19 protein-coding genes are annotated in these 24,840 nt (G+C 66.6%); 8 read left to right on the top strand and 11 right to left on the bottom strand.

The window, feature by feature from the left end; translation table 11 throughout:
• Positions 1-121 precede the first annotated feature (121 nt).
• Both OG594_RS46660 and OG594_RS46655 read left to right on the top strand, forming a co-directional pair.
• The gene (locus tag OG594_RS46660) at positions 122-367 is read left to right on the top strand and encodes a hypothetical protein (RefSeq protein WP_266609064.1); all 246 of its coding nucleotides are present in this window, start codon (positions 122-124) and stop codon (positions 365-367) included.
• 72 nt (positions 368-439) lie between these two features.
• Positions 440-1,390 (top strand): IS481 family transposase, encoded by a 951-nt coding sequence (locus OG594_RS46655; protein WP_266609062.1) that lies wholly within the window; start codon positions 440-442, stop codon positions 1,388-1,390.
• Positions 1,391-1,828: 438 nt separating this feature from the next.
• On the opposite strand, the gene OG594_RS46650 is transcribed toward OG594_RS46655, so the two are convergent.
• Positions 1,829-2,101 carry an Imm51 family immunity protein gene (locus OG594_RS46650; protein ID WP_266609060.1) on the bottom strand — a complete coding sequence of 91 codons (273 nt, stop codon included), beginning with the start codon at positions 2,099-2,101 and terminating at the stop codon, positions 1,829-1,831.
• Here OG594_RS46650 and OG594_RS46645 point away from each other — a divergent pair.
• Positions 2,023-2,397, top strand: a complete 375-nt coding sequence (locus OG594_RS46645; protein ID WP_266609058.1) for a DUF3883 domain-containing protein — start codon at positions 2,023-2,025, stop codon at positions 2,395-2,397. The two genes, OG594_RS46650 and OG594_RS46645, sit on opposite strands and share 79 nt — an antisense overlap.
• Before the next feature lie 271 nt (positions 2,398-2,668).
• On the opposite strand, the gene OG594_RS46640 is transcribed toward OG594_RS46645, so the two are convergent.
• The gene (locus OG594_RS46640) at positions 2,669-2,821 is read right to left on the bottom strand and encodes a hypothetical protein (RefSeq protein ID WP_266609056.1); all 153 of its coding nucleotides are present in this window, start codon (positions 2,819-2,821) and stop codon (positions 2,669-2,671) included.
• Between the two features lie 170 nt (positions 2,822-2,991).
• The gene (locus tag OG594_RS46635) at positions 2,992-3,192 is read right to left on the bottom strand and encodes a hypothetical protein (RefSeq protein ID WP_266609054.1); all 201 of its coding nucleotides are present in this window, start codon (positions 3,190-3,192) and stop codon (positions 2,992-2,994) included.
• 1,044 nt (positions 3,193-4,236) lie between these two features.
• Here OG594_RS46635 and OG594_RS46630 point away from each other — a divergent pair.
• The 3 genes from OG594_RS46630 to OG594_RS46620 are packed head-to-tail and all read left to right on the top strand — an operon-like array spanning position 4,237 to position 5,083.
• Positions 4,237-4,434, top strand: a complete 198-nt coding sequence (locus OG594_RS46630; RefSeq protein WP_266609053.1) for a type II toxin-antitoxin system Phd/YefM family antitoxin — start codon at positions 4,237-4,239, stop codon at positions 4,432-4,434.
• Between the two features lie 38 nt (positions 4,435-4,472).
• Positions 4,473-4,841, top strand: a complete 369-nt coding sequence (locus OG594_RS46625; protein ID WP_266609051.1) for a DUF6247 family protein — start codon at positions 4,473-4,475, stop codon at positions 4,839-4,841.
• Positions 4,838-5,083 (top strand): hypothetical protein, encoded by a 246-nt coding sequence (locus tag OG594_RS46620; protein ID WP_266609049.1) that lies wholly within the window; start codon positions 4,838-4,840, stop codon positions 5,081-5,083. Before OG594_RS46625 ends, OG594_RS46620 begins: the two co-directional genes overlap by 4 nt.
• Positions 5,084-5,929: 846 nt before the next feature.
• Here the strand turns inward: OG594_RS46620 and OG594_RS46615 are convergent.
• Positions 5,930-6,994: an aminotransferase class V-fold PLP-dependent enzyme gene (locus tag OG594_RS46615; protein ID WP_266609047.1), complete on the bottom strand. Its 1,065-nt coding sequence runs from the start codon at positions 6,992-6,994 to the stop codon at positions 5,930-5,932.
• Between the two features lie 1,156 nt (positions 6,995-8,150).
• The gene (locus OG594_RS46610) at positions 8,151-11,051 is read right to left on the bottom strand and encodes an NACHT domain-containing NTPase (protein WP_266609045.1); all 2,901 of its coding nucleotides are present in this window, start codon (positions 11,049-11,051) and stop codon (positions 8,151-8,153) included.
• Between the two features lie 127 nt (positions 11,052-11,178).
• Here OG594_RS46610 and OG594_RS46605 point away from each other — a divergent pair, with 127 nt between their 5' ends.
• On the top strand, positions 11,179-11,388 hold the full coding sequence (locus tag OG594_RS46605; protein ID WP_266609043.1) for a hypothetical protein: 210 nt from the start codon (positions 11,179-11,181) through the stop codon (positions 11,386-11,388).
• 100 nt (positions 11,389-11,488) lie between these two features.
• Here OG594_RS46605 and OG594_RS46600 read toward each other — a convergent pair whose 3' ends face one another.
• The 3 genes from OG594_RS46600 to OG594_RS46590 all read right to left on the bottom strand — a co-directional run bounded on the left by OG594_RS46600 (position 11,489) and on the right by OG594_RS46590 (position 16,317).
• Positions 11,489-11,722, bottom strand: a complete 234-nt coding sequence (locus tag OG594_RS46600) for a hypothetical protein (RefSeq protein ID WP_266609041.1) — start codon at positions 11,720-11,722, stop codon at positions 11,489-11,491.
• A gap of 279 nt (positions 11,723-12,001) precedes the next feature.
• Complete coding sequence (locus OG594_RS46595; RefSeq protein ID WP_266609039.1) at positions 12,002-15,175, bottom strand: DEAD/DEAH box helicase; 3,174 nt, start codon at positions 15,173-15,175, stop codon at positions 12,002-12,004.
• Between the two features lie 110 nt (positions 15,176-15,285).
• Positions 15,286-16,317: a hypothetical protein gene (locus tag OG594_RS46590; protein ID WP_266609037.1), complete on the bottom strand. Its 1,032-nt coding sequence runs from the start codon at positions 16,315-16,317 to the stop codon at positions 15,286-15,288.
• An 887-nt stretch (positions 16,318-17,204) separates the two neighbouring features.
• On the opposite strand from OG594_RS46590, the gene OG594_RS46585 reads away from it, so the two are divergent.
• Positions 17,205-18,248, top strand: a complete 1,044-nt coding sequence (locus OG594_RS46585) for a hypothetical protein (protein ID WP_266609035.1) — start codon at positions 17,205-17,207, stop codon at positions 18,246-18,248.
• Between the two features lie 146 nt (positions 18,249-18,394).
• Here the strand turns inward: OG594_RS46585 and OG594_RS46580 are convergent, their stop codons facing one another.
• From OG594_RS46580 to OG594_RS46570, 3 genes are all read right to left on the bottom strand, one after another.
• Positions 18,395-18,880, bottom strand: a complete 486-nt coding sequence (locus tag OG594_RS46580; protein ID WP_266609033.1) for a hypothetical protein — start codon at positions 18,878-18,880, stop codon at positions 18,395-18,397.
• Positions 18,881-19,110: 230 nt separating this feature from the next.
• Positions 19,111-20,196, bottom strand: coding sequence for a hypothetical protein (locus tag OG594_RS46575; RefSeq protein ID WP_266609031.1), 1,086 nt, complete (start codon positions 20,194-20,196; stop codon positions 19,111-19,113).
• Positions 20,193-24,839, bottom strand: a complete 4,647-nt coding sequence (locus OG594_RS46570; protein WP_266609029.1) for a hypothetical protein — start codon at positions 24,837-24,839, stop codon at positions 20,193-20,195. The genes OG594_RS46575 and OG594_RS46570 overlap by 4 nt, the downstream gene beginning before the upstream one ends.
• Between the last annotated feature and the right edge of the window lies 1 nt (position 24,840).

Here is a 24,840-nt window from a genome sequence, read left to right as displayed (position 1 = left end):
TCGTCGAATCCGACGTAGACCGACGTCTCGGAGAACCGCGGCATGTGCATCGAGCCCGCGCCCAGGCGCCGCTTCGCCTGCCGCATCCGCTGCCCCCCCGTTCGTGGCCGATACTTCTCGCATGGGGGATCACGACACCGTCCGGGTACGTCTCCGCGCCGCTCTGTGCGCCGACGACCCGTGGACCGCGCTGTACGCGCTGCACTCGCCGAATACCGACCGGCCCGGCCCCCTCGCCGGGGCGGTCGAGGAACTGTACCGATCGGACACGGACCACACGGCCTTCCGCCCCTACCTCACCTGGCTCCTGCGAAGCCTGGTGTTCTGTCCCGGGAGGTTGTGGACGGGTGACGCAGGTCTCGGCTGAGGCTTCTTGAACGGGTGAGGGCCTTCCGGGTTCGGTGTGGATTGCGACGTCTACACCGACCGAAAGGCCCTCGTGCCCCACCGTAATGCACCCCTGACCGAGACCGGACGTCTGCGGCTGGCCCGCTGCGTGGTCGTGGACGGCTGGACCTACCGCAGGGCAGCCGAACGCTTCCAGGTCTCGCCCACCACCGCCCAGCGGTGGGCGGACCGGTACCGGATGCTCGGAGAGGCCGGGATGGCCGACCGGTCCTCCCGCCCGCACCACAGCCCGCGCCGGACCCCCACCCGCACCGAACGCCGGATCATCAAGATCCGCGTCCTGCGACGCTGGGGACCGGCCCGCATCTCCGGACTCCTGCGCATCCCGGCCTCGACCGTGCACCGCGTCCTGACCCGCTACCGAATCGCCCGCCTCACTCACCTGGACCGGGCCTCCGGCACCGTCATACGCCGCTACGAACGCGAGAAACCCGAACTGGTGCACGTGGATATCAAAAAGCTCGGCAACATCCCCGACGGCGGCGGCCACAAGGTCCTCGGTCGCCCGGCGGGCCGCAAAAAGAAGTCCAGAGCCGGCTACCAGTACATCCACACCGCCGTTGACGACCACTCCCGCCTCGCCTACTCGGAGATCCACGCCGACGAGAAGAAGGAGACCGCCACCGGCTTCTGGCAGCGGGCCCAGGCCTTCTACACCTCGTGCGGGATCACCGTCGAACGCGTCCTGACCGACAACGGCTCCTGCTACAAGTCCCACCTCTGGCGCGACGCACTGGCGGCGGCCGGGATCACCCACAAACGAACCCGGCCCTACCGGCCGCAGACCAACGGCAAGGTCGAACGCCTCAACCGGACCCTCCTCGACGAGTGGCCCTACGCCCGCCCCTACCGCTCAGAACAGGAACGACGCGACGCGTTCCCGCAATGGCTGCACACCTACAATCACCACCGCGGACACACCGCACTCGCAGGCAAACCACCCGCCAGCCGCATCCCCAACCTCACTGGGCAATACACCTAGGCGAGCCGGGCGACGCCGTGCTGCTGCGATTGTTGGCCGCGCCCGGGCTCGCCGGCGACGACCGCCAGGACCTCCTGAGGAGGACCCCGCCGCCCCGCGCGGCCGTGCCGCGCTCGCGCTGGGCCGCCTCGGTGCCCGCGCGTGGACGGCACCGATCGCCCGGAGGCTGTCCGAGGTGACCGGACTCGACCACACCGCGTTCACCGTCGCCCTGGAGCTGATGGGCGATCCCGCCGCAGTACCGCACCTGCTTCGATGGCTAGCCGAGAGCGGCGAGGAACGCGTGTACGACGTCCACCACGCACTCGTATGGCTGCAACGCCTTGTTCCGGCCCCACTTTTCCGGTCTGAGGTGGCTCCATTGAGGGCGTGCGGGCGCTGTCGGGACGGCTTGCGGTGGCTCCGGGTTCCGGTCTGTTCTGGCCCCGCTCGTGGGTTCTATCGGTCGAGGAAGCGTGGGTCGGCCGTCTGGATGTAGTGGCTGAGGAGTTCGCGGTTGTGGAAGGCGGCATGCAGGAGGACGGCCAGGTCCGTGAGGGCCTTGAGGTCGGGGCTTGTGACGACGAAGGTGCCGGCCTCCGATCCGAAGAATTGGATTTTGTCGCCGTTGTCGGGCATGTGGGAGTGGGCCAGTGACCGGGCGAGGCCGTCCCAGCCGTAGCCGTGGCTTTCGGCGTTGTGCCGTTCGAAGACGTCGGCGACCTGCTCCATGTCGCAAGCCCTACGACCTACGCTGCACCCGCGGCGCGGAGGAACGCCACGTCGAGGTCAAAGGCACCATGGGCGCCGCGACGAGCGTGGAGCTGACCATCAACGAAGTCCTCCACGCGCGGGACAAGGGCAACACCGTCGATCTCTACGTCGTGAGCGACATCCGGGTCGACACCCACACCGAGCCCTACACGGCCAGCGGAGGGACGGTCTCCCGCTACACCGACTGGGAGCCCGCCGAAGAAGACCTCCGGCCCCGCAAGTACGAATACCGACTCCCGGAAACCACCGCGTGAAAAGTGTGCCTTCGCCTCTTCGGCGCTGCGACTCGCCGCCACCGGCGCGTGAGGCGAGCGCGGTGTCATCAAGGCGCAAAGGGCGGGTTACGGCGATGTCAGAGTGAGTAGGAGGACGGTCTGACGCATTGCCGGTGACGATGCCAGCGAGGATGAGCCGGTCGGTGGAGGCGCCTCGAGGTCGGTGGGGGCCAACCAGGACACCAGGGACGCCGGCCGTCAAGTGTGCGCCTTCGGCCGGGAGCTGCGCGAGGTAGGCGTAGTGCCGCTGTCAGTCGACCGTCCACCCCAGCGTCCCCGGGTTCTGCTCGGGGACGATCGCGGCGGCCCGCCGCTGCCCCCGGCGCGGGTCCTTGCCCAGCCTGCCGGGGCGGCGAGTGTTCGTGAGGTACTGCCCGATCGCGATGTTCAGTGTCACGGCCATGGAGCGAGCAGCGTTCGCGTTCAGGAGGGGTCACCGCGTGACGGTGACGGTAAGGCGGGCCGTCCGACGCTACGACACCGCGACGGCGCAAGCGCATCATCAAGGGAGAGCAGACGTACACCGGCTGACCCGCTTCTTCATGGAGTAGAGAGCCAGCCGGCCACCCCGCGTCAGCGCCGCCGTCGCACCTGCCACATATTCTTGTGAGCCTCCATGATCGCTGCTCGGTCACCCGGCTTCGTGTCGCGGATGGCGTCGCGGAACGTGGAGACGCGAGCGGCCAGGACCAGCCCGCCCATGATCAGCCCAGCGAGGCTCGGCGGGGTCATCGGATTGTTCAGCACCAGTTCGACGATGGTCGTCGTGTTCATCGGTCCTCTTTCAGCGGTTAGTGGCTAGCGCCTTCGTAGAGAGGCGGCCCCGCTGAGGGACACGCCGACCCCAACGAAGACAGGTGTAAATCCCTGTCAAACACGGCGCCCGCTAGGCCGTGCCCCCGTGCGCCTCACGCGCGGAGTCTTCGTTGAGATCGGGTTAGTGGAACTCCGAAACTCAGGTACTGCGGTACTGCGCGGGCCTCTCGGAGCAACGTCGTCCAAGAGCTTCCGGGCACATTCCGTGAGGATTGTGCCCGGTTTGGGCCACTGGGCCCGACATCGGCCGACAACTAGATCGGCCAATCGCAACATTCTTGTATGTCCACATATGGCTCAGGCGCGCTGGCGCCTGACTTCAACACCGGCAGGCTGCTTCCGCAGCAATCCGGTGAACCGTTATCGAAGTTAGCTCACCCAAGTCTCATCAGCAAACATGCAGCTCAGGCGGGGGAGTTGAAGATCCAGAACAGCAAACGGCCTGTCTGTGCTACGTATTTGATTGGCTTCGCTGAGGCGGTGTCAGTGAACGGTCGGTTGCAGCCTGTCGACTTGGATGGGCTGCTTCTCTCGGGCCGCCCCCAAAGCGACTGAACGAAAAGAGTTACCTTGGCCGATAGAGTCGCAGCTCAGGAAGTGTCGACCCCGCGCCTGCGGGGATGGTCCGCGGCTGCCGTCGCGGCCGTGGCCAACCCCCGTGTCGACCCCGCGCCTGCGGGGATGGTCCGCTGCGGGTTCGCGCCGCCACACCGCACCGTATGTCGACCCCGCGCCCGCGGGAATGGTCCGGATGTGGTGGAACCCGGAACGCAACGCCGGGGGTCGACCCTGCGCCCGCGGGGATGGTCCGGACTGGGATGCTCCTGGCCGTTGTCGGTTCCGCGTGTGGCTTTGTGCCCCTGCGTGAGGGTGTCGGTCTCCAGGGAGTCGACCTCGTGTTTGTGGGGATGGTTCGAGGGTGCCGTGGGCGATCTGTCTGGCAGGGGGTTTGTGTGTGGAGATGAACTATCGCAACTATGATAGTTGGGGTAGGTTGGGGGGATGGAGCCGAAGACGTACACGACGATCGACCTCCGCAAGCAGATGGGCGAGATCCTCGACCGCACCCGGATCGCGGGGGAGCCTGCCGCGATCACCCGCAAGGGCAAGACCCTGGCCTACCTGGTGCCGGCCGAGTGGTTCGAGCAGTACATGGCACAGCGCCCGTCGGCCCCCGGCGCCGACCAGAGTGCCGCCTGAAAGGGCCGGACCGCAGGCAGACCAGGAGTCCCTTCGTCATGACAGCGCAGCCCGTCCACTTCGACGGCCCCGGCGGCGATAGGCCCCGCCAGGTGCCGCCGATGCCCGAACGCACCCCGCAGGCCCTGCGCCTGGCCATCCAGGAACACGCCCCGCATCTGCTGCCGGACTTCGAGGCCCATTGGCGCCGCGCGATCGGTGACGCCTTCAACCTCACCCCGGTACCGGCCTTCATGCGACTGTGGTGGACCCAGTACGCAATCGCCCGCGACCCAGGCCTTGAAGCCCACCTGCGCGACCTCGAAGCCCGCGCCGCGAAGTCCGAGGACCCCGAGGAGTCCGCCCGGCTCCTGGCCGAGTACAGCCGGCTGCGCCGCCAAGCGGCTGTCGTGGAGCCCGGTCGGTGACTGATGAGCTCCCACTCCCGCCCTGGAAGATGGACTGGACGGCAGAGGCGCTCCAGGAATTCGAGAGCATGCCCGAGGACGGGAAGCAGCTGGTCCTGTCAGCCCGCGCCGAGCTGATCACCGCCCCGGATCCCTACTACCGGGGCATCGACGCCGATGCGTTCCTGCCGCACTGGATCACCGTCCGCCCCCTGGCCTCGACGAGTCCGGGCGGCTGTGAGTTCTCACTGTGGTTGAGGTAGTGCTGCCCATCCGGCCTGCGGTCTTACAGATGTACTGAGACGCAATGGCGGCTACCTTCTTCTGGGAGGAGCCTTCCTGACCTGCTGTCCCGCATGCTGATTGAGAACGCCGCGGATGGGCTGAGAACGCTTAGGCCGCGCGGGCTATTGACGTGCGCAGGAAGGGCCGAGCTGTAGTTGGTGCCATTGAAGTTCGGGCGGCTATGCAGCTGGGAGCGGCGCTCGAAGCGATGCAGCCCTGCAGGACGAGCTCCCATCCCGCTCAGTACTCCGTTGCTACCCTCCGCCGTTCTCCGGGCAGCCCGCGCGGCGGCCGCGCCCTGGCTGGCTGCGGCCCGTCAGTCGTCGACCGGGCGCCGTCCCGTCCGCTGTGCCAGCGCGCGGCCCCGGGCTCGGCATGTACGGGGCACGAGGCGGCTTGGCGGGTGGCTCGTCGGCGCTGGTGCCGACGCCGCAGGCGACACGGGGACGGCGTGCCGGTGGGCAGCCGGCCGTCCAGGGCCCGGCGCAGAGTGCAGGCACGACCGGCGTAGTCCGGCCCGCCTTCGCTCGCCTGGCGGGCAAGGGACCCGAAGGTCGCCCCTCCCTTCGCATGCATCCTTGCGCCGAGTAACCAGCCCTGCAGCTCGGCGAGTTCCACGGGTACGGCGGGCGGGCGCCTCGCCTGCGGCGGACGGCGGCCACGGCTTCAAGAGCACTGTTGGGTGGGGTGCGTTCGCGCTGTTTCAGTTTTCCGAGACCTGAGCCCGCTATGGATATCGCGATGCAGGTTGGGGTCGGGCGAGGTAGGCGTACGCGAAAACGGGCCGCCAGCGGCGGCCCGCAAGAGACAGAAGGTGTTTGCTATTAGGTGAGGGCGTTCAGGGCGATGTCGACGTGCTCATCGGTGTTGTACAGGTGGAAGGCCAGTCGCACGCCTCCTCCGCGGACGGATGCTTTGACGCCAGCGTCTGCCAGTCGCTGCTCTGCGTCCGGGATGCTGGTGACAGAGACTATGGCGCTATTGGACGACGGCATGTTAAGCCCTGCACGGAATCGGTTGGCAAGTCCCACGTTGTGCGCGTTGATCGTGTCGACACCAATGCTATTGATCAGCTTGAGGGCAGGCAAAGCACCGAGCCAGCACAGCCAGGCTGGGCTGACGTCGAACCGGTGGGCGCTCTGGGGAAGGAGGAGCTGGCTCGCGTAGAGCGCCTGTGCGCGGGGACTACCTGCATACCAACTCGCCGAAGTAGGCGGCATTGAAGCGATCACCTCTTTGCTGACTGTCATGAAGGCGACACCTCGAGGTGTGAGAAGCCACTTGTAGCTCGAGCACACAACGAAGTCGAAGCTATTCGCATTGATGGGAAACCATCCGGCGGCCTGTGTTACGTCGATGAGCGTCCTTGCCTGATGTATTGCCGCAGCCTCCTTTACTGCATCCAAGTCGGAAACTGTCCCGTCACGGGACTGGACGGCACTTACAGCGATCAGCCGAGTTTTTCCAGTTACTGCCTCGGCCAGTTGCGCAAGGGGCACAGCCCGCACCCTGCATCCGTCCTGCATCGTCTCTCGGACGAGGAAGGGCCACGTGACGGAGGTGAAGTCCTCGAGGGCCAGGAGTACCTCACCGCCGGGAGGGAGCGAGGCGGCGACCATCGCCATGAAGTTCGCCGTCGTACCACCGACGGCAACATCCTGGCTTCCTACGATGAAGCCATATGAGGCTCGACTTTCGTCGACGGCTGCGTCGTATTCCTGCAAGGTTCCCGTTCCTTCCCGCCACTGCGCAACTCCGTTCGTAATTGCGTGGGCTGTGTCTTCGCTTGCGAGGCCATACGTTGCGGTATCGAGGTATACCCTGCTGGGTGAGAAGAGCTGCCTTGCGTGGGTGAGCTCGAACGGGTTGGGGTACATGATGATCTCCATTTGGTTCGCTTAAGTCAGTGCCTGACTCGCACTGTGGTTGACCAAGCGAAGCAGTGTGACGAGCATCACGCCTTGGACCTCACGCCCTAGTCGGAGGGGCATTCGGGCCTCGATGTACATGTTGAGCGAGTCTAATTTTGGATTGAAGGAATCATCCCCTACGGAGTCGATATTTCCATGGGATTCTCCCTGTGGAATTTGGCGAATGGGTCTAACTCTGGACTCGATAGAGGAGATTCCAGGGGTGCGTTGTAGCCCGAAAGACAGTTAGATCGGTGTACGATCCTTCAAATCCTCCCGGGCGCCGACACTGCGCAGGCCAGAGGCCGGAAGTGAGCCTGTCCCGTCCACGTCGCCCGGCCCCTGCTGCGCCCCGTAGACCATTTGCCGGGCGCCGCCGTCGTCGGGCCGTGACCGTCGGCCTTGTTGTGTCCGCCGAGGTCGCTGCCTGGTCTGGGGGACGTCGTCCCGCCGACAGGCCGCCGTTGTCCTGGCGGGGTGTTCAGGGGATCGCAGCCGTGGCCCGGCCTATCTTCCTGCCCTTGCCCCGCTGTCCGCCGGAGTTCCCGCCCCGGCCGCCCCTCAGCTTGACCTGTGTGGGTTCTCGTTCTTGCCGCTGTGCGCGCCTGGACCGCCCAGCCCCGGAGAACTCCCGCTCAAGGCACCCCACTTCATGCCCGGCCGCATGGCCCGATCCTTCGGCGTCGTCAACCGCAAGGCACAGGACTTCGCCTGGTCCCGGCTCCACGAATGAGCCGTCAGCGGACGCATCAACGGCTTCGCCCTCGCCTACCTCGGCATGAAGGACGAACGCCTCCCTGCCCGGCCCGCCGATCTCGCCCCCCGCAGCGCGGTCGCCTTTACCCGACCAACTTCGCCGCCATGAGCCAGGCCAATCTCGAAGCCCTCACGACCCGCGGAGACAACTCATGCGCAGCGTCCTCCCGCTGTACCTACATACTCACTGACAGGTGCCCACACGGCCGCTGACCAGTTCTGCGGCCAACGCCGACGCTTGTCGTCTCCTCCTGCGTGAAGCTGGGCTCTGCCCGGTCGAGGGCTACTTGCGTTGTCGTTGTTTTGGCGCCAGGCCCTGCACCGTGTTGCAAACTCTGGTCCGATCCGAGGCAGCGGCTACTCGACTGAATTCTTGCGATCACGGGTTCGGTAGGACCGGTGTACGTGGTCGTGGGTGGAGGGTGACGGCGTTGGGCGGGAATCCGTCGAGGCCAACGGCGTGCGGTGTCTGGGCGAGAGACAGTCGAAGCCCGTGGAGTTCTTGCAGGGGAGTGATATCAGGGACCCAGTTGCGGCAGGTGAGGGAGAGCGTCTCAAGGTTGGGGAAGTGCTCGGGGATCAGGTGGATGGGCATGTCGCTGCGTTCGGAGTAGGCCGTGAGGTGCTTGATCGTCAACATGGGAGCGGCGTTGTCAAGGCTGCTTTCACCGATGTACAGCTCGGTCAGATGGGGCAGAGCCGCGATTTCCTCCCATTCGATCTCGTCGAGCGGGTGGTTGACGATGAGCATGCGCAGGTGAGGGAAGCGGGAGATCCCGGTGACCGACGCGGAAATCCATCTGCCTAGCGCCAGTTCGGTCAGCCCGGCGGGTGCCGGCAGCTGATGCAGGTCTCTCCAAGGCAGGATGGTATAGAGGGCGAGGTGGGTCACTGCAGGCATGGAGGCAATAGCGTCAAAGGAGAGCGTGTCGGGCATCTGCAGGAGGCGTAGCCGGGACAGTGGCAGGCCTGTCAGATCGTTGAGGTCTTGGATCTGCTCGCATTCGGACAGAGCGAGCTCCTGCAGACCCGGGAGGTCGCGAATGAACTGCACGCTGTCCAGAGCCTGGCCTTCGTAGATCTGCAGCCACTGAGTGTGCTCGGCCAAGAGGTTAGAAGATATGTCCTGGGAGGTGAAAGTTCCACGGAAAGCGATCCGTTTGAGAGGGGACAGTAGTCCCAGGGCGTCGAGCTGTTCACGGGTGCGTACGGTGACACCGCAGACCTGCCCGATCTGGCGGGGTAGCAAGATGTTCTGGGCGTACTCGTTTGCGTCGAAGTTCGCCCATCCCTCGCTCAGAGCAAAGTCCGGCGATGCGTCGTGCCCGGGCACTGGCAGCGTTCGTGCGAACTGCTGCAGCAGTTCGTAGGCCTGGTCACCGCCAATCGTGGCCGCAGTTCGCACGACGGCGCTCGCCTCGTCGGCCTTCAGGCCGTCTGCCGTGTGTGGGAGGAGATCCAGGATTCCGGGCCCAAGTGTGGCGAGGAGATCGGCTTCTTGGTCGGAACGGGGAGGCAGTAGTGCGCTAGCTCGCTGCTCAACCAGGCCGCGGACGTCTGGGTGGATTTCCGTTGCGTAGGGCAGGCTTGCAGCGGCTGACAGGTGAAGACGCGGCCGGTTTGTCTCTTCTCTATCGCCCCGCTCAACGAGCTTCTTCAACAGTTCTGCGGCTTCCTGAGGGCGGGCGTGCGCAACGGCCATCCGGATAACGTCTTCCCACTGGTCGTCGTGGGCGTGATTGACCAGCAGGGGCAGGTCGTGGCTTTCGACTGCCGCTTGAGCACCCAGGTAGTCCTGGAAGGTTCGGTGGACGAAGTCCACGGTGTCGGCGGCGGGGGTGCGCAGCAGCCCGGTCCGGCTGATCAGGTGCGCCAAGACCTGTTCGGTGTTGCCTTGAGCCGCCACCGACGGCATGGCCGGCAAGGCATCGTTCAGCAGCACCAGAGCCGTGGCATGGTCCATCTCGGTCTGCTGGTTTCGGATCAGCCAGTAGGCAAGCCGCTGCAGGAGCCGCGAACTTTGCTGCTCGGTCAGCTGGATCCCTTCAGGCAGGGCGATGCCGCGTTCGTGATCACGGCGGACCAGGAGCATGGAAAGCGCCGCCGCATACAGCTCCATCCGCCCGTGAGGGAGGTGCCCTCGCCGCTCCCTGTGCAGGGCGCAAATCAACGCGCACATCAACGGCGTCGTCGAGAGTTGCGAAAGGCCACGCTGGGCACGCACCGTCGTCTGGAGAGCAGCTTCGAGGTTATGCAGGTGTACTTGTTCCTCGTCGCTGCTGGCGTTCTGGCAGGCAGCGGTATGCCAACGCCCGATGAAGATGCGCGTGTCCATAGTGTTCATGGGCCGGACCGTCAGTTCGGCGAACTTCTCGTTCGCCAACCAGCCCTCTGGAACGGCCGAAGGCCTAGTTGTGACCACCACACGCATGTCTGCGTAGGCCGACAGCAGTTCGCCGAGCCACTGCCTTGCTGATTGCCGATGCTCCTGGGGAACCTCGTCGACTCCGTCGACGAGTACTAGCGCCCGGCTGGAGAGAACTGAGTCGGCCCAGCCATTGGGCTGGAGATCGGCCAGCGGAGCGGCTGTGTCCGCCAGGAACTCGTGCGGCTGCGGCAGGCGGCCACGCCGGACGAGCGTCCGCAGCGGGAGTACAAACGGAATCCGCCCGTGCAAGTCCCCCAGCTCTTCCGGAAGACCACCGGTCGCTGTCGCCACAGCGAGCCACTGGAGCAACGTCGTCTTGCCGCTGCCGGCGAACCCCTTCAACAGCACGCGGCGCTGCCCGGCCAGCGCCTGCTCCGCACGCCGGACCACTGACGACGCCACCGCGCTTTCCCCCGTGACCTGCCACCAGTCAGCCTCCGCCTGCGCCAACTCAAGACTCAGATACGCCGCATCGAGAGGCCAACCGCCACGTCCTGGGTGACCCAAATCGAGTCCCACCACAGTGAGTTGGTTGTGCCGGTCCGCCACGAAGCGCAGATAGCGTTCCCCAAACGCCGCCATCCCTCGCGCACCAAGTAACGGCCCACCTGGGCCCGTCGGCAGGGGGCCTGCCTGCTGGCGTAATGCCAGCAGCGGCTCGGCCTCAGCCCCCAAGGCCCTGGCCAGCGCCACCACCGTCGCCTCGGAAGGCAGACGGCTGCCACTGAGGGCCTGACTGACGGTGGTCTTCCCCAGCTGGGACCGATGCTGCAGACCACCCATGCTTAGCCCTCGTTGAGCCTTGAGAATGCGCAGCTGTTGTGCGAGCTCATCCAGTGGATCGTCGTGCATGCCCCCACCCCTCCGCCGGAAGCCTGGCCCTGACCGACACGTTCATCCTCGTCTACTCGAACCCGAGCGAACGCATGAACCCGGAAGCTCGCTCTAGTTCACCACCCGCGACCTTCAAAGGATCAAGATGACCGTCCACAGCCACCTCACGATCGTGCTCCTCATCCTGGCCGTCGATGTCCTCTTCTGCCTGGCTGTAGCTGCCGCGGCTGGGATGCTGGCCCGCATGGACGGCGCCTCTCAGGCCGCAGTCTTGACCCGCTGTGGCATCGCGTTCGCCAGCGCCTTCACGATGTCGCTGGCACTGCTGACCTTCCTGGCCGCTGTGCTGGGGTGACGCACTCGGTGCTGGACGGCGACGCTCGCCCCGAACCAACAGGACAGAAGGAAGCCCCCCGCCCCCACCGAGCCTCGGATAGGACTGGATATGGCCGCAGTCAGGTGGGGGAATCAGTCCAGCCAGTGCACGATACGGGCTTATCGCGGACTGACAGGGTGCGTTCCTCCAGGCCGAGCGCGAACTGCCGGGCCTCGTCGCTGCCCTGCGTCAGCATCAGGCCGGACATGCCCAGCGGGCGGGCGCTGCCCAGACAGGCCACATCCAGGGCCCGAGCGAGCATCTCAGGAGGTATGCCACGGGCGGATAGGACACCGTTGCGGTAGCGGGCCATCCTCACTTTAGTTTGCGGACCTGGTCGCAGGCGCCGGATTCGCTGTGCCCGAGCGCCACGACGGCCAAGTGAACCCGGCCGGCGGCGACTGTATGAGGCCGTCGTTCCTCTGATCGACCCGGCAGGACTGTTCTCGCACGACGCTCCGGGCCGGTTCGCCTCTTTCTGAGGCGCGGCCCGTCGGCTGATGCCATCCAACGGGCCCCGGCTTCAGCCGGGGCCGGGCAGCTCCCGGCATCGCGAGGTAACGCGTTGCAGCCTGCCGCCACGGCATCTGGGCTACCTGCTGCAGTAGACGATGAAGTCACCGGCCGTGGTGTCCCGTACGTACTTGTCCGCACCGGCCAGGAGCAGCAGCTGGTCGTTGCTGGCCCGGCTCGCCTGAAGGCCGGGCTGGGCAATGACCGTGTGGAAGCGGGGCGTCAGCATGTGGGCCTGCTCGCGGATCTCGAACAGCTTCCTGGCGTCTCCGACGTCGTAAGGCGAGATTCCGTTATTGCGCTGGGTGTACTTCACAGCACGGTCGTGCAGGTGGGCCAGGAGGTGCTGCATCGGTCCGCGCCGCCACTTCGCACCACGCATCGCCTGACCGCACACCTCGTACAGGTCCTTTACCCGCTTGCCTGCGCTCTCCTTCGAGTACTTGCAGTGCGCAAGCGTCACGTCCAGGTGCCTCCCGTCAACCGTGAGACCGACGAGATCCGCTGCCTCACCTGCCCCGTCGTCGTCAATGAGAACGTCGAAAGAACCAGTGGCCCGCAGATGAGCCGAGACGTAGTACTGAATCGAGTCGACGAGGCGTTCAGCGCGCTGGGACTCTTTGGTGAAGTCCACCCCGGCCCAGTCCAGCGGCGTCAGCAACGCCACATCGAAGGGACGCCGCTCGTAGTTGGGGCTGATGAGTTTGCCATTGTCGTCGATGAGACGGTCACCTTCGAGAAACAGGTCGGGCTTGTTCGCATTCAGCCATTCCGCCAACGGCTTCGGATGTGCGTTCGGACCTCTCGAGGCGACGACGGCGTCCTTCTCGCGTGGTCGGTAGACGAGCCCCTTGTCCTCGTAGGACGCCTGGTAGGGGACACGCCAGTCTTTGGTCGTCAAGGAGAAGAGGAACGGGCCCGTGGGAGAGTAGTCGTCCACCTCGAATTCGACGTCGGTGATCGCGTAGCTTCGCTGGTCGTAGGTGACCGTGAGCCTGTCACGTGCACCCGTGTAGACCTGCCAAGGCCACTGGACGCCCAGCAGGACGTGGGGTGGCCGCTCGGTCAGGTCCTCGGGAATGATGAACCCGTCGAAGACCCGCTCCAGATTGATCGAGCTGTCCAGCAGCTTCGTGCCCTGCCGGTCGCACCACTCGGTCCATGCCTTCAGACTTGGCGCGGTGGTAGGAGACCAGAATCGGCCGGAGGCCGCGGCACAGATCGCCACACTCTCGCCCTGATCGAAGCCGGACGCGGCGATGTGAGTCTGGCTTTTGTGCTCCTGGGCGGTGTCGAACCCCTCCGAGACGTCGCTTCCCACATGCATCGTGAAGCGCGTGAAGTAGGCCCGGGAATCCTTCAGGCCGACGTTCGTGGGGACAAGCCGGTCCACGCCGGCAAGAACCCGGTACGTCCGGGCACCGTTGATCAGCTCGAAGCCCGTGCCGAGGACCGCCTCGGCGAGGTCCTTGTAGCTGCCTGATTTCTCCGAGCCGTGGATGTACAGAACCTGCCGTGTGGTGTCGAAGTACAGCACCACCAGCTCGTAGACGACCTGCTCCAGTGCCTGGGGTGCACCCCAACGCACGGGCGTTCGGCGCTCCACGACGAACCAGGCGACGGGTAGTTCCTCGCCCCCCAAGGCGATGGTGTCGTCAAGGACGCGTTCGTTGCTGCGGAACAGGGCGAGCGCTGCTTCGGGAGTCCAGTCCGAGGTGGTTGCACGGTAGGCGATGGCGCTCATCTTCGGCTCCAGCACACTGACTGCGACTTCCTCCGGAGCGCCGTCGAATGTCGCGTCGAAGGCATCGTTCTCCTCCGCGGTGACCGTCGGGTGGTCGGTCAGGTCGCGCAGCAGCAGGTTCCAGTCGGCGTCCTCCCGGAGCAGTTGGCGCAGCGGCGAAGCGCCATTGTGAGGCTCCTGGGCGACGAACACGGTGGCTTCGCCCAGTCCATCCGCAGCACGAGTGAACCGGCCGATGAACTGCACCATCGGGCTGAGACTCTTGCGGGCCTCATGCATGGCAGCGATTTTTAGCGCCGGCTCGTCAAAGCCCTCGCCGAGCATGTCGACACAGACGATGACGCGACAAGTGCGGTCCTTGAGAGCGTCAATGGCTGCCTTGCGACGCGCTACGCCAATGTTCTGGTGCACCAAGGTGGGAGCCAGCTCCGGAGCCAGCCTCTGGTAGATCGCTGCGATGTGCTCGGCGGAGCGAATGCTGGCGGCCCGGGCCATCAGTAGATGATCGAACCCCGCGTCCAGGTCACCCCGCAGCTGGGCGACCGCGTGTGTAGCCAGCTCTTCGTCGACGTCCTGCAGCCCGAGAACGGCCCGGTAGGTGATGCGCCGGAAATAGCCGTCCCGCTGGGCCTCACGCAACGGGAAGCGGAAGACGATCCGGCCCGGAAGCCGGCGCCCGTCCTCCCTGAACGGTGTGGCAGTGAACAGCAGCACCTGCCGGTCGGAGAAATCCTCGATGACGCTTGCCCACGTGAGGGCGGGAGCGTGATGGGCCTCGTCCACGATCAGATGCGAGAACTGCCCCAGCAGCGCGGCCCTCACCTGCGGCGTGGCCCGGTTCAGGATGTTCGGGGTGGTCACCACGACATTGCACGCCCGCGCGAACCGCTCGGCCTCGGCCGGATCCCTGAAACCTTGCTCGAGCCGGCCCACACACGGCCGCAGCGCGCCAGCGGTCACGATCCGCTCCTGCTGAAGGATGCCGAGCGTTTCGAATTTGCCCGCGATCTGGTCCCGCAGGGCCGCACTGGGTACCAGCACCAACAACCGCTCAGGGCGGGCTGCGACGAGCAGAGCGAGCATGGTCTCCGTCTTGCCCGTCCCGGTGGGCATCACCACGATGCCCGGTTCCCCAAGCCCTGACGCCCAGTGGCCCATGACCGCATGCAGCGCACCGACTTGTGGGCGACGCAAGCTGTTGGGCTCGTCATGGTGGCGGAAACCGATGGCACCCCTGTAGGACTCGACGACCGTCTCCGGGACGTGGGCCTGCAGGCTCCCATGCCAGGCAACGTCGCCGTCTCCTGCCGGCAGTACCGCCGTCAGTGTCTCCGGGCCCGGCTCTTGCCCGGCAGGACAGGCCGACCAGCGGCCGAAGACGCTCGACACCTGCAGGGTCCTGTTCTGCCCGGAAACCTCAAGTCCACCAGCAGGAATCAGCAGCTGGCGAACCTTGTTCGCCTCGAATCTTTGATCATCGGCCCACATTGGGGGAGTGGTCACGTTCATTGGGCACAGCCTTCTGCTACGGGAATGGGGGAAGGGCCGGCTGACAGACCTCAGGGCCCCAGGAGCAGTGGCTGGGCCGCTCCCTAAGGGCAGGGAGCGGCCCGCCAGGGTCAGCGGCGGTATCCGCGGTCGGCAGCACGCGCGGGCACGTTGAGGAAGCCCTCGAACCAGTTGTCGGGCCTGAGCGCATCCGGGACGAGGGGCTGATCGCTGTCCGACGTCGCAGTGTTTTGGTTGTAGCGGCTGCTGAAGAGCCACAGAACGTCATGGTCCTGGAAAAAGAGGTCCGAGCAGGCGTCGAAGTCGTAGTCGTCGCGATGAGTGGGCAGAGCGGCGTGTGCCGGGTCCTCGTCCGCTGTCCCCACGTGATCGGGCGCGTCTTGGAGAGCGAGGTGGAGGACCATTTCCTCAGCCGCGCAGGTGGGCTGAGGCCAGCTTCCGCCCGCAAGGTCGCCGGCAAGGTCGTCGCAGGCGCGGGCCAGCCCGCGTCGCCACTGCATTCCCTGACTCCACGCCACCTTTGGTAGGCGGGAGAAGACTCCCCAGGTGCCGTCATCGTCCTCGGTCACTGGGCGCTCGCCTAACTCGGCTGCATCGTCATACGCCGACTCCGCCAGCCACACCAACGCGCTGTACAGCAGGTCTGCAGATCGTGGTGACAGCTGCCAGTCACACTTCCCGCAGTCCTCCTCGCCGCAGTCACAGGCAAGGGGCAAGGGGAACAGCGCTGCGAAGTCCGGAGACGGGGAATCGGGCCGGGCAGACGGCGCACTGTAGGGGCTTTGAGCCTGCCGAAGCCGCCAGCCGGTGCCGAAGTTGACGCGGATGGCCTCGGTGGACCAGTCGGCGACCTCGTCGCCCCGCGAAGGCAGCAGCAGACTGGCTTCCTGTGCGTCAGTGAGCCAGTCCAGGCCAGGCAGCTCGCCCGTTGTCTCCGCAGCGAACATCACCGCCCCCACGAGGTCCTTCGGATCGTCGTCCCCCAGCTCCTCATCCGGCATGGGCTCCCAGCCGCCGGCCGCAGCAGCTGCCAGGACCCTGTCCTCGTCGTAGATGTGGAACTCCCGCAGCTGGACGACCCGCACGACCGAGCCGGGCAGATCCGCAAGGCGGGCATCCTTCGGGGAACGGACCGCGGACACCGAAAGCTCAGTCCCAGGAGCGCCGTCCGCGCTCCCACCTGCCGACAGAGCGTTCGCCGACCAAGAGGAAAGGGCGTGCGGACTGGTCGGCCACTCCCCGGAACGGGCCCGCTCAAGAGCTTGTCGGAAGGACGAGGCCGGAGCTTCCGGCAGCTCTTCGCTCACTTTCTGTGCGGCGGCCGATTCCCGTGTTGTGAGCGCGCCGTTGGCCGCAGCGGCGGTCAGGAGACGTGCTGCTTGCTGCGCCAGTCCTGCATCTCGGCACGTCAGTACGGCTTGCAGGGACGCGGGGCCGCCGCGGTGGGCAAGCAGGACAAGGACCCGGCTCTTGTTGAGGGTGTGTTCGCAGAGGAAGTCGCGGGGAACGGATGCAACAGATGAAGCCTTCATGGGTACTCCGGTGATGCGCAGCCGACTGTTGGCCGACCACAGACGAAGGAAGGCTGCTGGTGGGCGCGGTGCAGCCGCATCCCCGGACAGCGCATAAAAAGGCCAAGCGGCTGGTGCCGTCGATGCGATCGACAACCCGGATCCGAAACAACGCTAACCGACCTCTGCCCGTGGCATCACACGTTTCGCTCATCTCGCTTCCGGGTGCGCTTCGGCTCGGCCCGCCACGAGGCCCCATAACAGGCTCTGCTGCGTCCCCGAAGCTGCTTGGCAAGGGCGAACGCTGCAGCCAGGGCGGGGCTTTGAGAGGAAGCAGGCTTCCTTCTCTTGCCGACAAGCTGCTTGTGACGAACCGAGATTGCCAGGAGCGCACGATGCGCTGAGAAACTGAACGCAGCGTACTGCTAGATAGACCCCCGCGCGGTGGGTGCGGAAGCTGTCGTGGTGTCTTTCGTAGCGTCTTGTGCATGCCTCGAAGTGAACCCAGCAGGGCTGATATGGAGCTGATGCAGCATGCCCGCGCGCAGGGCTATGCGGTCAGCGCGAGTCAGCTTGAGCGATGGCGTCGGCGCGGCCTGCTGCCGCAACCGACGCGTGTCTATCGCGGTCGGCACGGCACCGCCTCGGCCTACCCGGACGGGACGAGTGACCTTGTCTGCGCACTCGCCCGGCACAGTACCCCTGGACGGAAGAGCGACGATCTGGCACTTCTTGCGTTCTTCGAAGGCGCCGATGTCCCAGAGACGGCGCTCAAGATTGCGATTGCGCGCGCGTACTTCAAAGGCCGTCTCCGTAACGAGAAGGTGGTCGCACGGGCCGCGGCACGTGTTCCTGAAGGGTGGGAGTCAGTTCTCGGGCAGGAGTACGAGGCGGCGGAAGCCGAGGCTCGGACCGAACTGGCCAAGGGCGGCCGATTGGTGCGCCAGATGAGGAGCAACCTGCGACGTCTTCCGGACCTTGCTGGTGCTTCGCAGCGAGAGGTCGACGAGCGGCTCATCGGCGTCCTCGTGGGGCTGAACATGTTTCGCCTGCCCGAGGACGATCACGAGTTCATGGCCGACCTTTCAGCAGTGCTGGCCTTCGACTGCACCCCGTATGACGGGGACGTCCTTGCGGTATGGGAGTACGCGGCCATCTCTCACTCATCCCAGATGGGCCGCCATGAGGAGACCTCTCCCGAGAAGCGTTTCGAACTGCTTCTCGGGACGAGCCAGGAAGAGCTTCGCGACCTGCGTAAAGAGGTGCGGACAGCCGTCGATCAGATGTGGCACCGTGCGACCGGTGGGCTGGAGTCTGAAGCAGACCTTTCCCGTCCCTGGATGGCCCGCCACGCGGCCGCCATGTTGATGGAATGGATGAGTGCACGACAAGTGCAGCCAGGGAAAGTCTCCCTGGCCGACCGCTACTTCCTGAGCCTTGGCCTTCTCCAGCTGCGCTGTCTGGCTGCCGAGCGCAGCGCGGGTGACGCATGGCAGCATCCCGTCGGGGAAGGCCGTGCAGGATTCATCGCCCGCACCACGGGATCCCAGCACACATCCTGAGTGACGACCCCCGCCGACGGGCCGCCAGACACTGTTGCGGCGCCACAATCGAGATCCGCCCGCGACGACCCTGCCGGCGCGGAGGCCATGCCCGGTTCGATCCCGCGGCTGATCGACCAGATGCCTCACAGCGCGTGCATCCGAGTTCAGGCTGCCATGAGCCCGTCTGGGGCGCCGAAGACATCGTCGAATACCGAGGCGCGCGTGGCGGGGACGAGGAAGTAGGGCGTCCCGGAGCCGGCGGTGGTTCGAGGGCCTTCCTGCCCCAGGCCGAGGACGTCATACGGGGTGAGAAGGTCGAGGTTGTCGAAGACGTAGTAGAGGGGGAGCTCGGTCCAGGCGACGAGCTGGAGGTGGGCGGTGACCGCGGCGCGTTCCACGGCGTGCCGCCGGCTGGTCCGGCTGGTCATGCGGCTCTTGCAGTCGATCAGGACGACCTGTCGGCCCTGTGCGGCGATGAGGTCGGGCGTCCAGCGCAGCGAGCTGGTGGTGTGATGCAGGGCGAGCCGTACGGGTTCGCCCATGACTCCCTGTCCCCAGGGGTTGACGTGCCATCCGCGTCGGTTGAGTTCCTGGGTGACGCGCTGTTCGTGGGCGTCACCGATCGCCTTCCTTCTCTGAAAGCTCGGCATACGGGGGAGTGTGACGCACGCGAGCCCCGACGAAACAGCAACCGTCCTCGGGCCCGCACGCTTCGGCCACTGCCTTCCACCGTCCGTGGTTGTCCGTGAACGTCCGGCGGTATCCGGGCGAGTCTCATGGTGTCTCGCCGTGTCCCACTCTGTCTCGCTCGAAGTTGGCCGAATACAGGCGCCTCATCGAAGTAGTAGGAGCCCCATGTTCGGGGAGGCGCCTGGGCCTGTCAGCGGGGTGTGGGAAGGCTTTGCTGCTGCCGCAGCTGGGGAAGCAGCGTCTGGTCGAGGCACAGCAGCTGTTCCAGCCGGGGCCTCGGCAGGGCCTCCTGCCGGAGAACTTCCCCTTGCGGAAGAAGCTCGCAGGCCCTCGCTGCCAGAGGCTCGGGAAGCCAGGCCGCCGCTGCTCGGACGCGGCCTGCGTCCGCGACCGGAACAGCGCGGGGCGGCCGGGTCAGGAGCGGGCCATACAGGCCGGCGGCCGGAACAAGCGGCGGCAGGCCAGCTTCACGGGCGCGTTCGGCTGCCTGCTGGGCGCATTCCAGGCCGTCGAGGTCGAGGTCGGTGTACAGCAGCAGGTCCTCGATAGGGTGCTCGCGTTCTTCGAAGGTCTCCAGGCAGGTGGCGAGGGAGGCGACGAGGTGGTCGCCTCCGCCGTAGGCCAGCCAGCCCACTTCCTGGCGTCTGGGCCAGCCTTTGAGGATGCGGCGCAGGCTGGTGAACGCGGCGCTGTTCTCGACGATCAGCATCCAGGGCGCGGGCCCGAGTTCGTACATCGCCAGGGGTGCGGGGGAGGGGAAGGCCCGCAGGTGGCCGCTGATGCTCAGCATGCCTGCGGTGACGAGGCGGTGGGAGGTGATGCGGGCGAGTCGTTTCTCGTCGCCGTACAGCTCGTAGGAGCGCTCGGGGATCGGGACGGGTTCGGCGTCGGGGTGGTCGCGGAGGTGGTCGTTGATGGGGGAGAGGAGTTCGAGGTCTGCCTGGCTCAGTGGGAGATGTGTGGCGAAGGCGAGGGGTTCGACCCAGGCCCGGGGGCCCGGCCGTTGGGTGCGGGCCCGGCGGGGGGTGAGCCGGTCCACCCACAAGGGGAGTGGAGGTTCGGCGCTGTGGTCCCAGCCCCGGCCGCCGGCGGCGGGGAGCCGGACGGCGCCGGCGCCGACGAGCTGTGCTGCGGCGCCAGCGAGGATCCGACGCCGCAGCGGAGAGGTGGACAGGCTGGAGTCGCCCGCGTCAGCAGCTTGGGCCAGTAGATCGAAGCCGACCCGGCTGCGGGTCTGGCCAGCGAGGAAGACGGTCATGTGCTCGGCCGGCGTCACTCATCGCTCCCGGCGTCGCCGGTTTCGGTCTCACCGCTCTGGTGCGGGATGCCCGGGCCGGTGTCTTCCGGTCCGGTGTCCTGGGCACTGTGGCGGTGCAGGCGCGCGGAGGTGATGTGGTCGTCGTAGGCGTGCTGCAGGCCGCGGCTGACTGCATCCCCGTAGCGGTCGGCGATCTGCACGTACTGCGAGCGGGTACGGGCGTCGATTCCGTTGCGTAGGCGGATGATGAGGGGGAAGCGTTCCAAGGCGGGCAGGTCGTTGGAGCCCGTGGTGTAGACGAGCTGGATGCCATGGGCCGCAGCGACCTTGCGCTGCAGACCGATGAACGGCGCGTAGTTCGCCTTCCCGAACGGGTTGTCCAGGACCAGGGTGCCCACACCTCCCGACGCCTTGCGGCCCTGCTTGGCTGCGCGCAGCCGGGCCAGGGTGCAGTACAGCAGGACCGACACGGTGAGCAGTTCACCGCCGCTGAACTTCTGGATCTGAGTGACCGAGTTGCGCTGGACGATGTCGAGGGACTGCGTCGGCTTGATGATCTTCGCGACGACGTTGCCGCGTCCGCCGAGAGCGGCCAGGACCAGTTCCTTGGTCAGGGTCATGGCGTCCGGCAAGGCCGTTGCCTTGGCTGAGGTGCTTCCGTCGACGGTGGCGGTCATGCGGTCGATCTCGGTCGACAGCCTGCGGGCGAGGACCTCGTCGTCGGGCAGGTGGCGGATCTCCAGGCTGAGAAACTGCTGCCCCGACCAGCTTCCCAAGCCCTGCGGCAGCCGGGAATGGCGGGCCACCTGCTGTACGTCGTCCAGGACTGTCTTCACCAGCCCAAGGCAGGTCTGCACGACCATCAGCTGGTCGTCAGCGAGCTCGGCCAGCTCGCCGAGGACGACCTTCTCCCGCAGATCGATCTCCTCGATCAGCTCTGCCAGCCGCGCCGGGTGGCTCAGATCGTTCAGCAGCCGTTCCAGTAGCTGGCCTTCGACCACGTCGCGGTGCGCCTGGTCCTGCGCCAGGCCGTGAACCTTGCGCACCGCCTTCTCCAGCTTCTTGCGGGCGTCGTCGTGGGCTTTCGCCGCGGCGTCGACCAGGCTGGTCACCGCCTGCTCCAAGGCCTCGGCCTGTTCGGGCGAGAGAGAGTCCAGCGACGAAGCACTGATCTGCAACTGCTCGACAAGGCCGAACAGCTGGGCGTCGAGCTGCGCGGCACCGGCGTTGTCCGGCGCCGCATTGTGCACCGTGTCACGGTGACGGCCGACTGTGTCCTTCATCCCTTGTGCGCATCGGGCCACCCGGTGCGCTGCGCCCTTCGCCTTCTCGGCGGCGATGTGCAGGTCTCTCACCTTCAGCTGGTGTTCCTGGGCCGCCGCGTGCGCCCGGTCTACAGATCTCCGGACCTCCGTCTGGGCCTTGAAGGCGCTGGCAGCCGTGTGGAACGGGCCTGCCTGGTCGTCACGCGCGTCGTAGGGAGGGTCGAGCGCCTCCACCGCAGCCGATGCCTCCTCCCAGGCGGTGTCGGCCCGGAGTTTCGCCTCCTTGGCAACGCCCCGACGCTCGATGGCCGTCTCCTTGGCTGCCTCGGCTTCGGCCCGCTTCGTGGAGCGATCCTCTGCATCGCCCGCGTGGGGGGAACGCGCGAGCTGCTCGGCCTTGGCGCAGACTTCCTCGGGCTTGGCACCGAGAGTCCGGGTGAGCTCGGTGATCCGCTTGGCGCAGATTTCGGCCCGCGCCCGCAGGCCTGCGTCCCCGATCTCTCCTTCCCAGTCCCGCCGGGCCTGATCGAAACGGCTGCGCAGGGTCTCCACCGCGGTTGCGGCCAGCTCGGCCCTGCTCAGCGCGTGACCGCAGCCGGCGGGGAGGTCAGCGTCGAGCCGCTTGATCTCCGAGGCATGGCGCCGCTGCCGCTCCTCAAGCCGCCGCAGCAGGTCACGAGCCTCGCTCTGCCGGGCTTCGGTCTTCTGGCGGGCTTCCGCGTGCCGGCGCAGGTCGCCTGTGTGTACTGGTAGTGCTTGGCGAGCCTGTTCCATCTCCGCCCGGCAGACAGGCATCACTCGCTCATACGCCTGTGCCAGTTCCCGCACTAGGGGAAGAAGATCCGTCAGCGTCACCAGTCGCTCGGTGAGGGCATCAATCTCCGGCCCGAGCGCGTCCGCGTCCTCACGTGCACGCCGCGCCTGCTCCTTCAGCAGACGGTGTTTCTCGTGAAGAGTGTCGGCCTCGTGTTCCAGACGGGCAACGGCTGCCTCGAGTCCCTCGCGCGGACCGGCACCGAAGACATCCATGTGGGCCTGGAGCCGGCGTGCGAGAGCAGCATCCGTCTCCCGCTGGCGGACCAGATCCCCGACGCGTTCTTCCAGCCCCTCCAGCCGGTGTTCCAGCCGCAACTGCTCCCGCTCAGCGGCGTCCGGTTCCAGCAGCCCTGGGTGAACGGGCAGTACCACCGTGCCTGCGCTGGCAGCCGCGATCGCCTGACGCGCCTGATGGTCCTCACCTAGCGCGATCACAGACGCCGTGACACCCGCGCGCTGTGCGAGCGTAGCCAGGTCCTCTCCCTCAGGAAGCGGCCCGCACACCACCACACCGCCGATCAGGTGAGGCGCGGCGGCCACCACTGCGGCGTGTTCGTCAGCACGGAATGCCTCCCGCAGGAACTGCAGTCCCGACACGGCAGGAGCGCCCAGAGCCCGCAGACGTTCCACCGCCCGCTCGACCTCCACCGGAGCTGGCAGGAAGCCGACATCTTGAAGTGCTGTTACCGTACGCCGGTCGTCGACGGCATCCACCTGCTCCTGCAGCATCAGCGCATCGCTCTGCTGCCCAGCCGCTGCCAGCAGACTTAGAAGGTCCCCAGCCACCTTGTCCAGATCCAGCACTGTCCCAGGCTCGGCGCAGGCCAGCTCCAGCAGACGCCCTGCGGACGCGAGCTCGCGTCTGTCGGCCTGCAGAGAACTCAACCGGTCCCACTGCGCGCTGTGACGCTCCTGGGCCGCCGCGAGCTGTACGGCGCAGGCCGCCTGCTGCTCTGCCAGACCAGAGAGCATCGACAGCGCATCGGCTTGCCGTGCGCGGCGGCCCTGCAGACGTTGGCCTACGGCAGTGTGTTCGTCCTTGTAGCGGGTCAGTGCGTCGCCCGGACTCTCCAGGGGGCCGATCAGCCCGTCCCGGCGGGCGGTCTTGACAGCCTCTTCGGCAGTTGCCAGCCGCTCAGAGGCCCGGCGCAGCTGATCCTTCGCCTGCCACTGAGCCTTCGCTGCCTGCGCGTGGCCGTCCTCCGCCGCCTGACGTTCGGCAGCCGCTTCCTCGCCCTCCTGGTGGGCCTGTGTCACCTCACCGGCCAGCTCCTCGGCGGCACCAGACAGCCTGTCCCGCAGCGCCGCTCCTGCGGCCTGCATCGCCTCGCGCAACGGGGCCTGCTGTACGTCCTGGTGTTCCAACATTTCTCTGAGATGCTGCTCCTCCTGTCGCTGGGCATCGAGTTCGAGCACCGTGTCCACCAGCTCCCAGGCTTGATGGGCCAGCTGGGCCTCGGCCGCCTTTTCCTCGCACTGTTTCAGCTGAGTGCTGGCGTCGTCGGCGGCCCATTGCTCGGCATGTTGAGTCAGCACGGTCAGGCGCCGTTCCTCCTGCTCGGCATGCTTCCTGGCCTCGGCTTCTGCCTCCTGCTCCGTGGCGGCCTGTGCAGCGGCCGTGGCCGCCGTGCTTCCCAACTTCTGAGCCCGGCCGGACAAGTGCTCTGCCGCGCGCAGGGCCACCAACACCTGTTGTGTGAGCGTCTCCTGCTGCACGGTCGCCAGGAGGCTGTGCTCGGTGACAGGCTTCAGCGCCAGCAGTGCCGAGGCCAGGAAACTCTGCTCCCTCTCCCGGCCGGGTCGTCGTGCCAGCTTTGCTGCCGTCTCCTCCAAAGACGCGCGGACCACACCGGGATCCCGCGGGTCGCAGACCAGGTCGATGAGGAAGTCGACGAAGTCCTCGCAGGTGGAGAACTGGAACAGCTCCGTGATCCCGCCCTCCTCCCGGTTCATGTCCCGCTGGATCCGCAGCACAGCCGGGTCGAGCCTGAGATCGGACAGCAGCGCGCGCCATTCGGTCTGGTCCTTGGCGATACGCAGATGCAGCCCGCGCTGTGCCTTGCCCGCGTCGGCCAGCTTCTTGAGGAACGCGCTCTGCGTCAGCTGCCCACCCTCGGAACGCACCGGAAGGCAGTCCAGGTCGAGGAGCCCCGGGAGCGGCCGGAAGGCGTACCAGCGGCGTACCAGCAGTTCCCATCCGGTCTCCACGTCAGCGGGCCGGTGCCCGTCTTGCCACTGGTAGGTCCCTCCGGTGATCAGGGCAGGGCCCCCGCGGGGCAGGGAGGTGTCCTCCCACTCGGCGATGACATGGGAGACCTTCTGGTCGGGCACGTAGTCGGCCAGTGACTTGCCCCTCTTGTGGCCGATGAAATCGTTCTTCGCCGGCAGGAAGAGGCTGAAGATCAATGACAGCAGGCTCGACTTGCCGCCGCCATTGCGCAGCCACAAGATCACGTCGACGGCCGGCATCACCCTGCCATCCACATGAGCCACACCGCCCGTCAGGTCCAGGACCAGCGACTTGAACCCCGCAGCCGCATGCCCGATGTTCACCAGCCGCAGACGTCGCAGACGGTGCATG

Origin of the sequence: Streptomyces sp. NBC_01214 (assembly GCF_026340975.1) — a bacterium.
Lineage (GTDB): Bacteria > Actinomycetota > Actinomycetes > Streptomycetales > Streptomycetaceae > Streptomyces.
The sequence above is the reverse complement of the archived record's forward strand: the minus strand, read 5'-3'. Positions and strand labels throughout refer to the sequence as shown.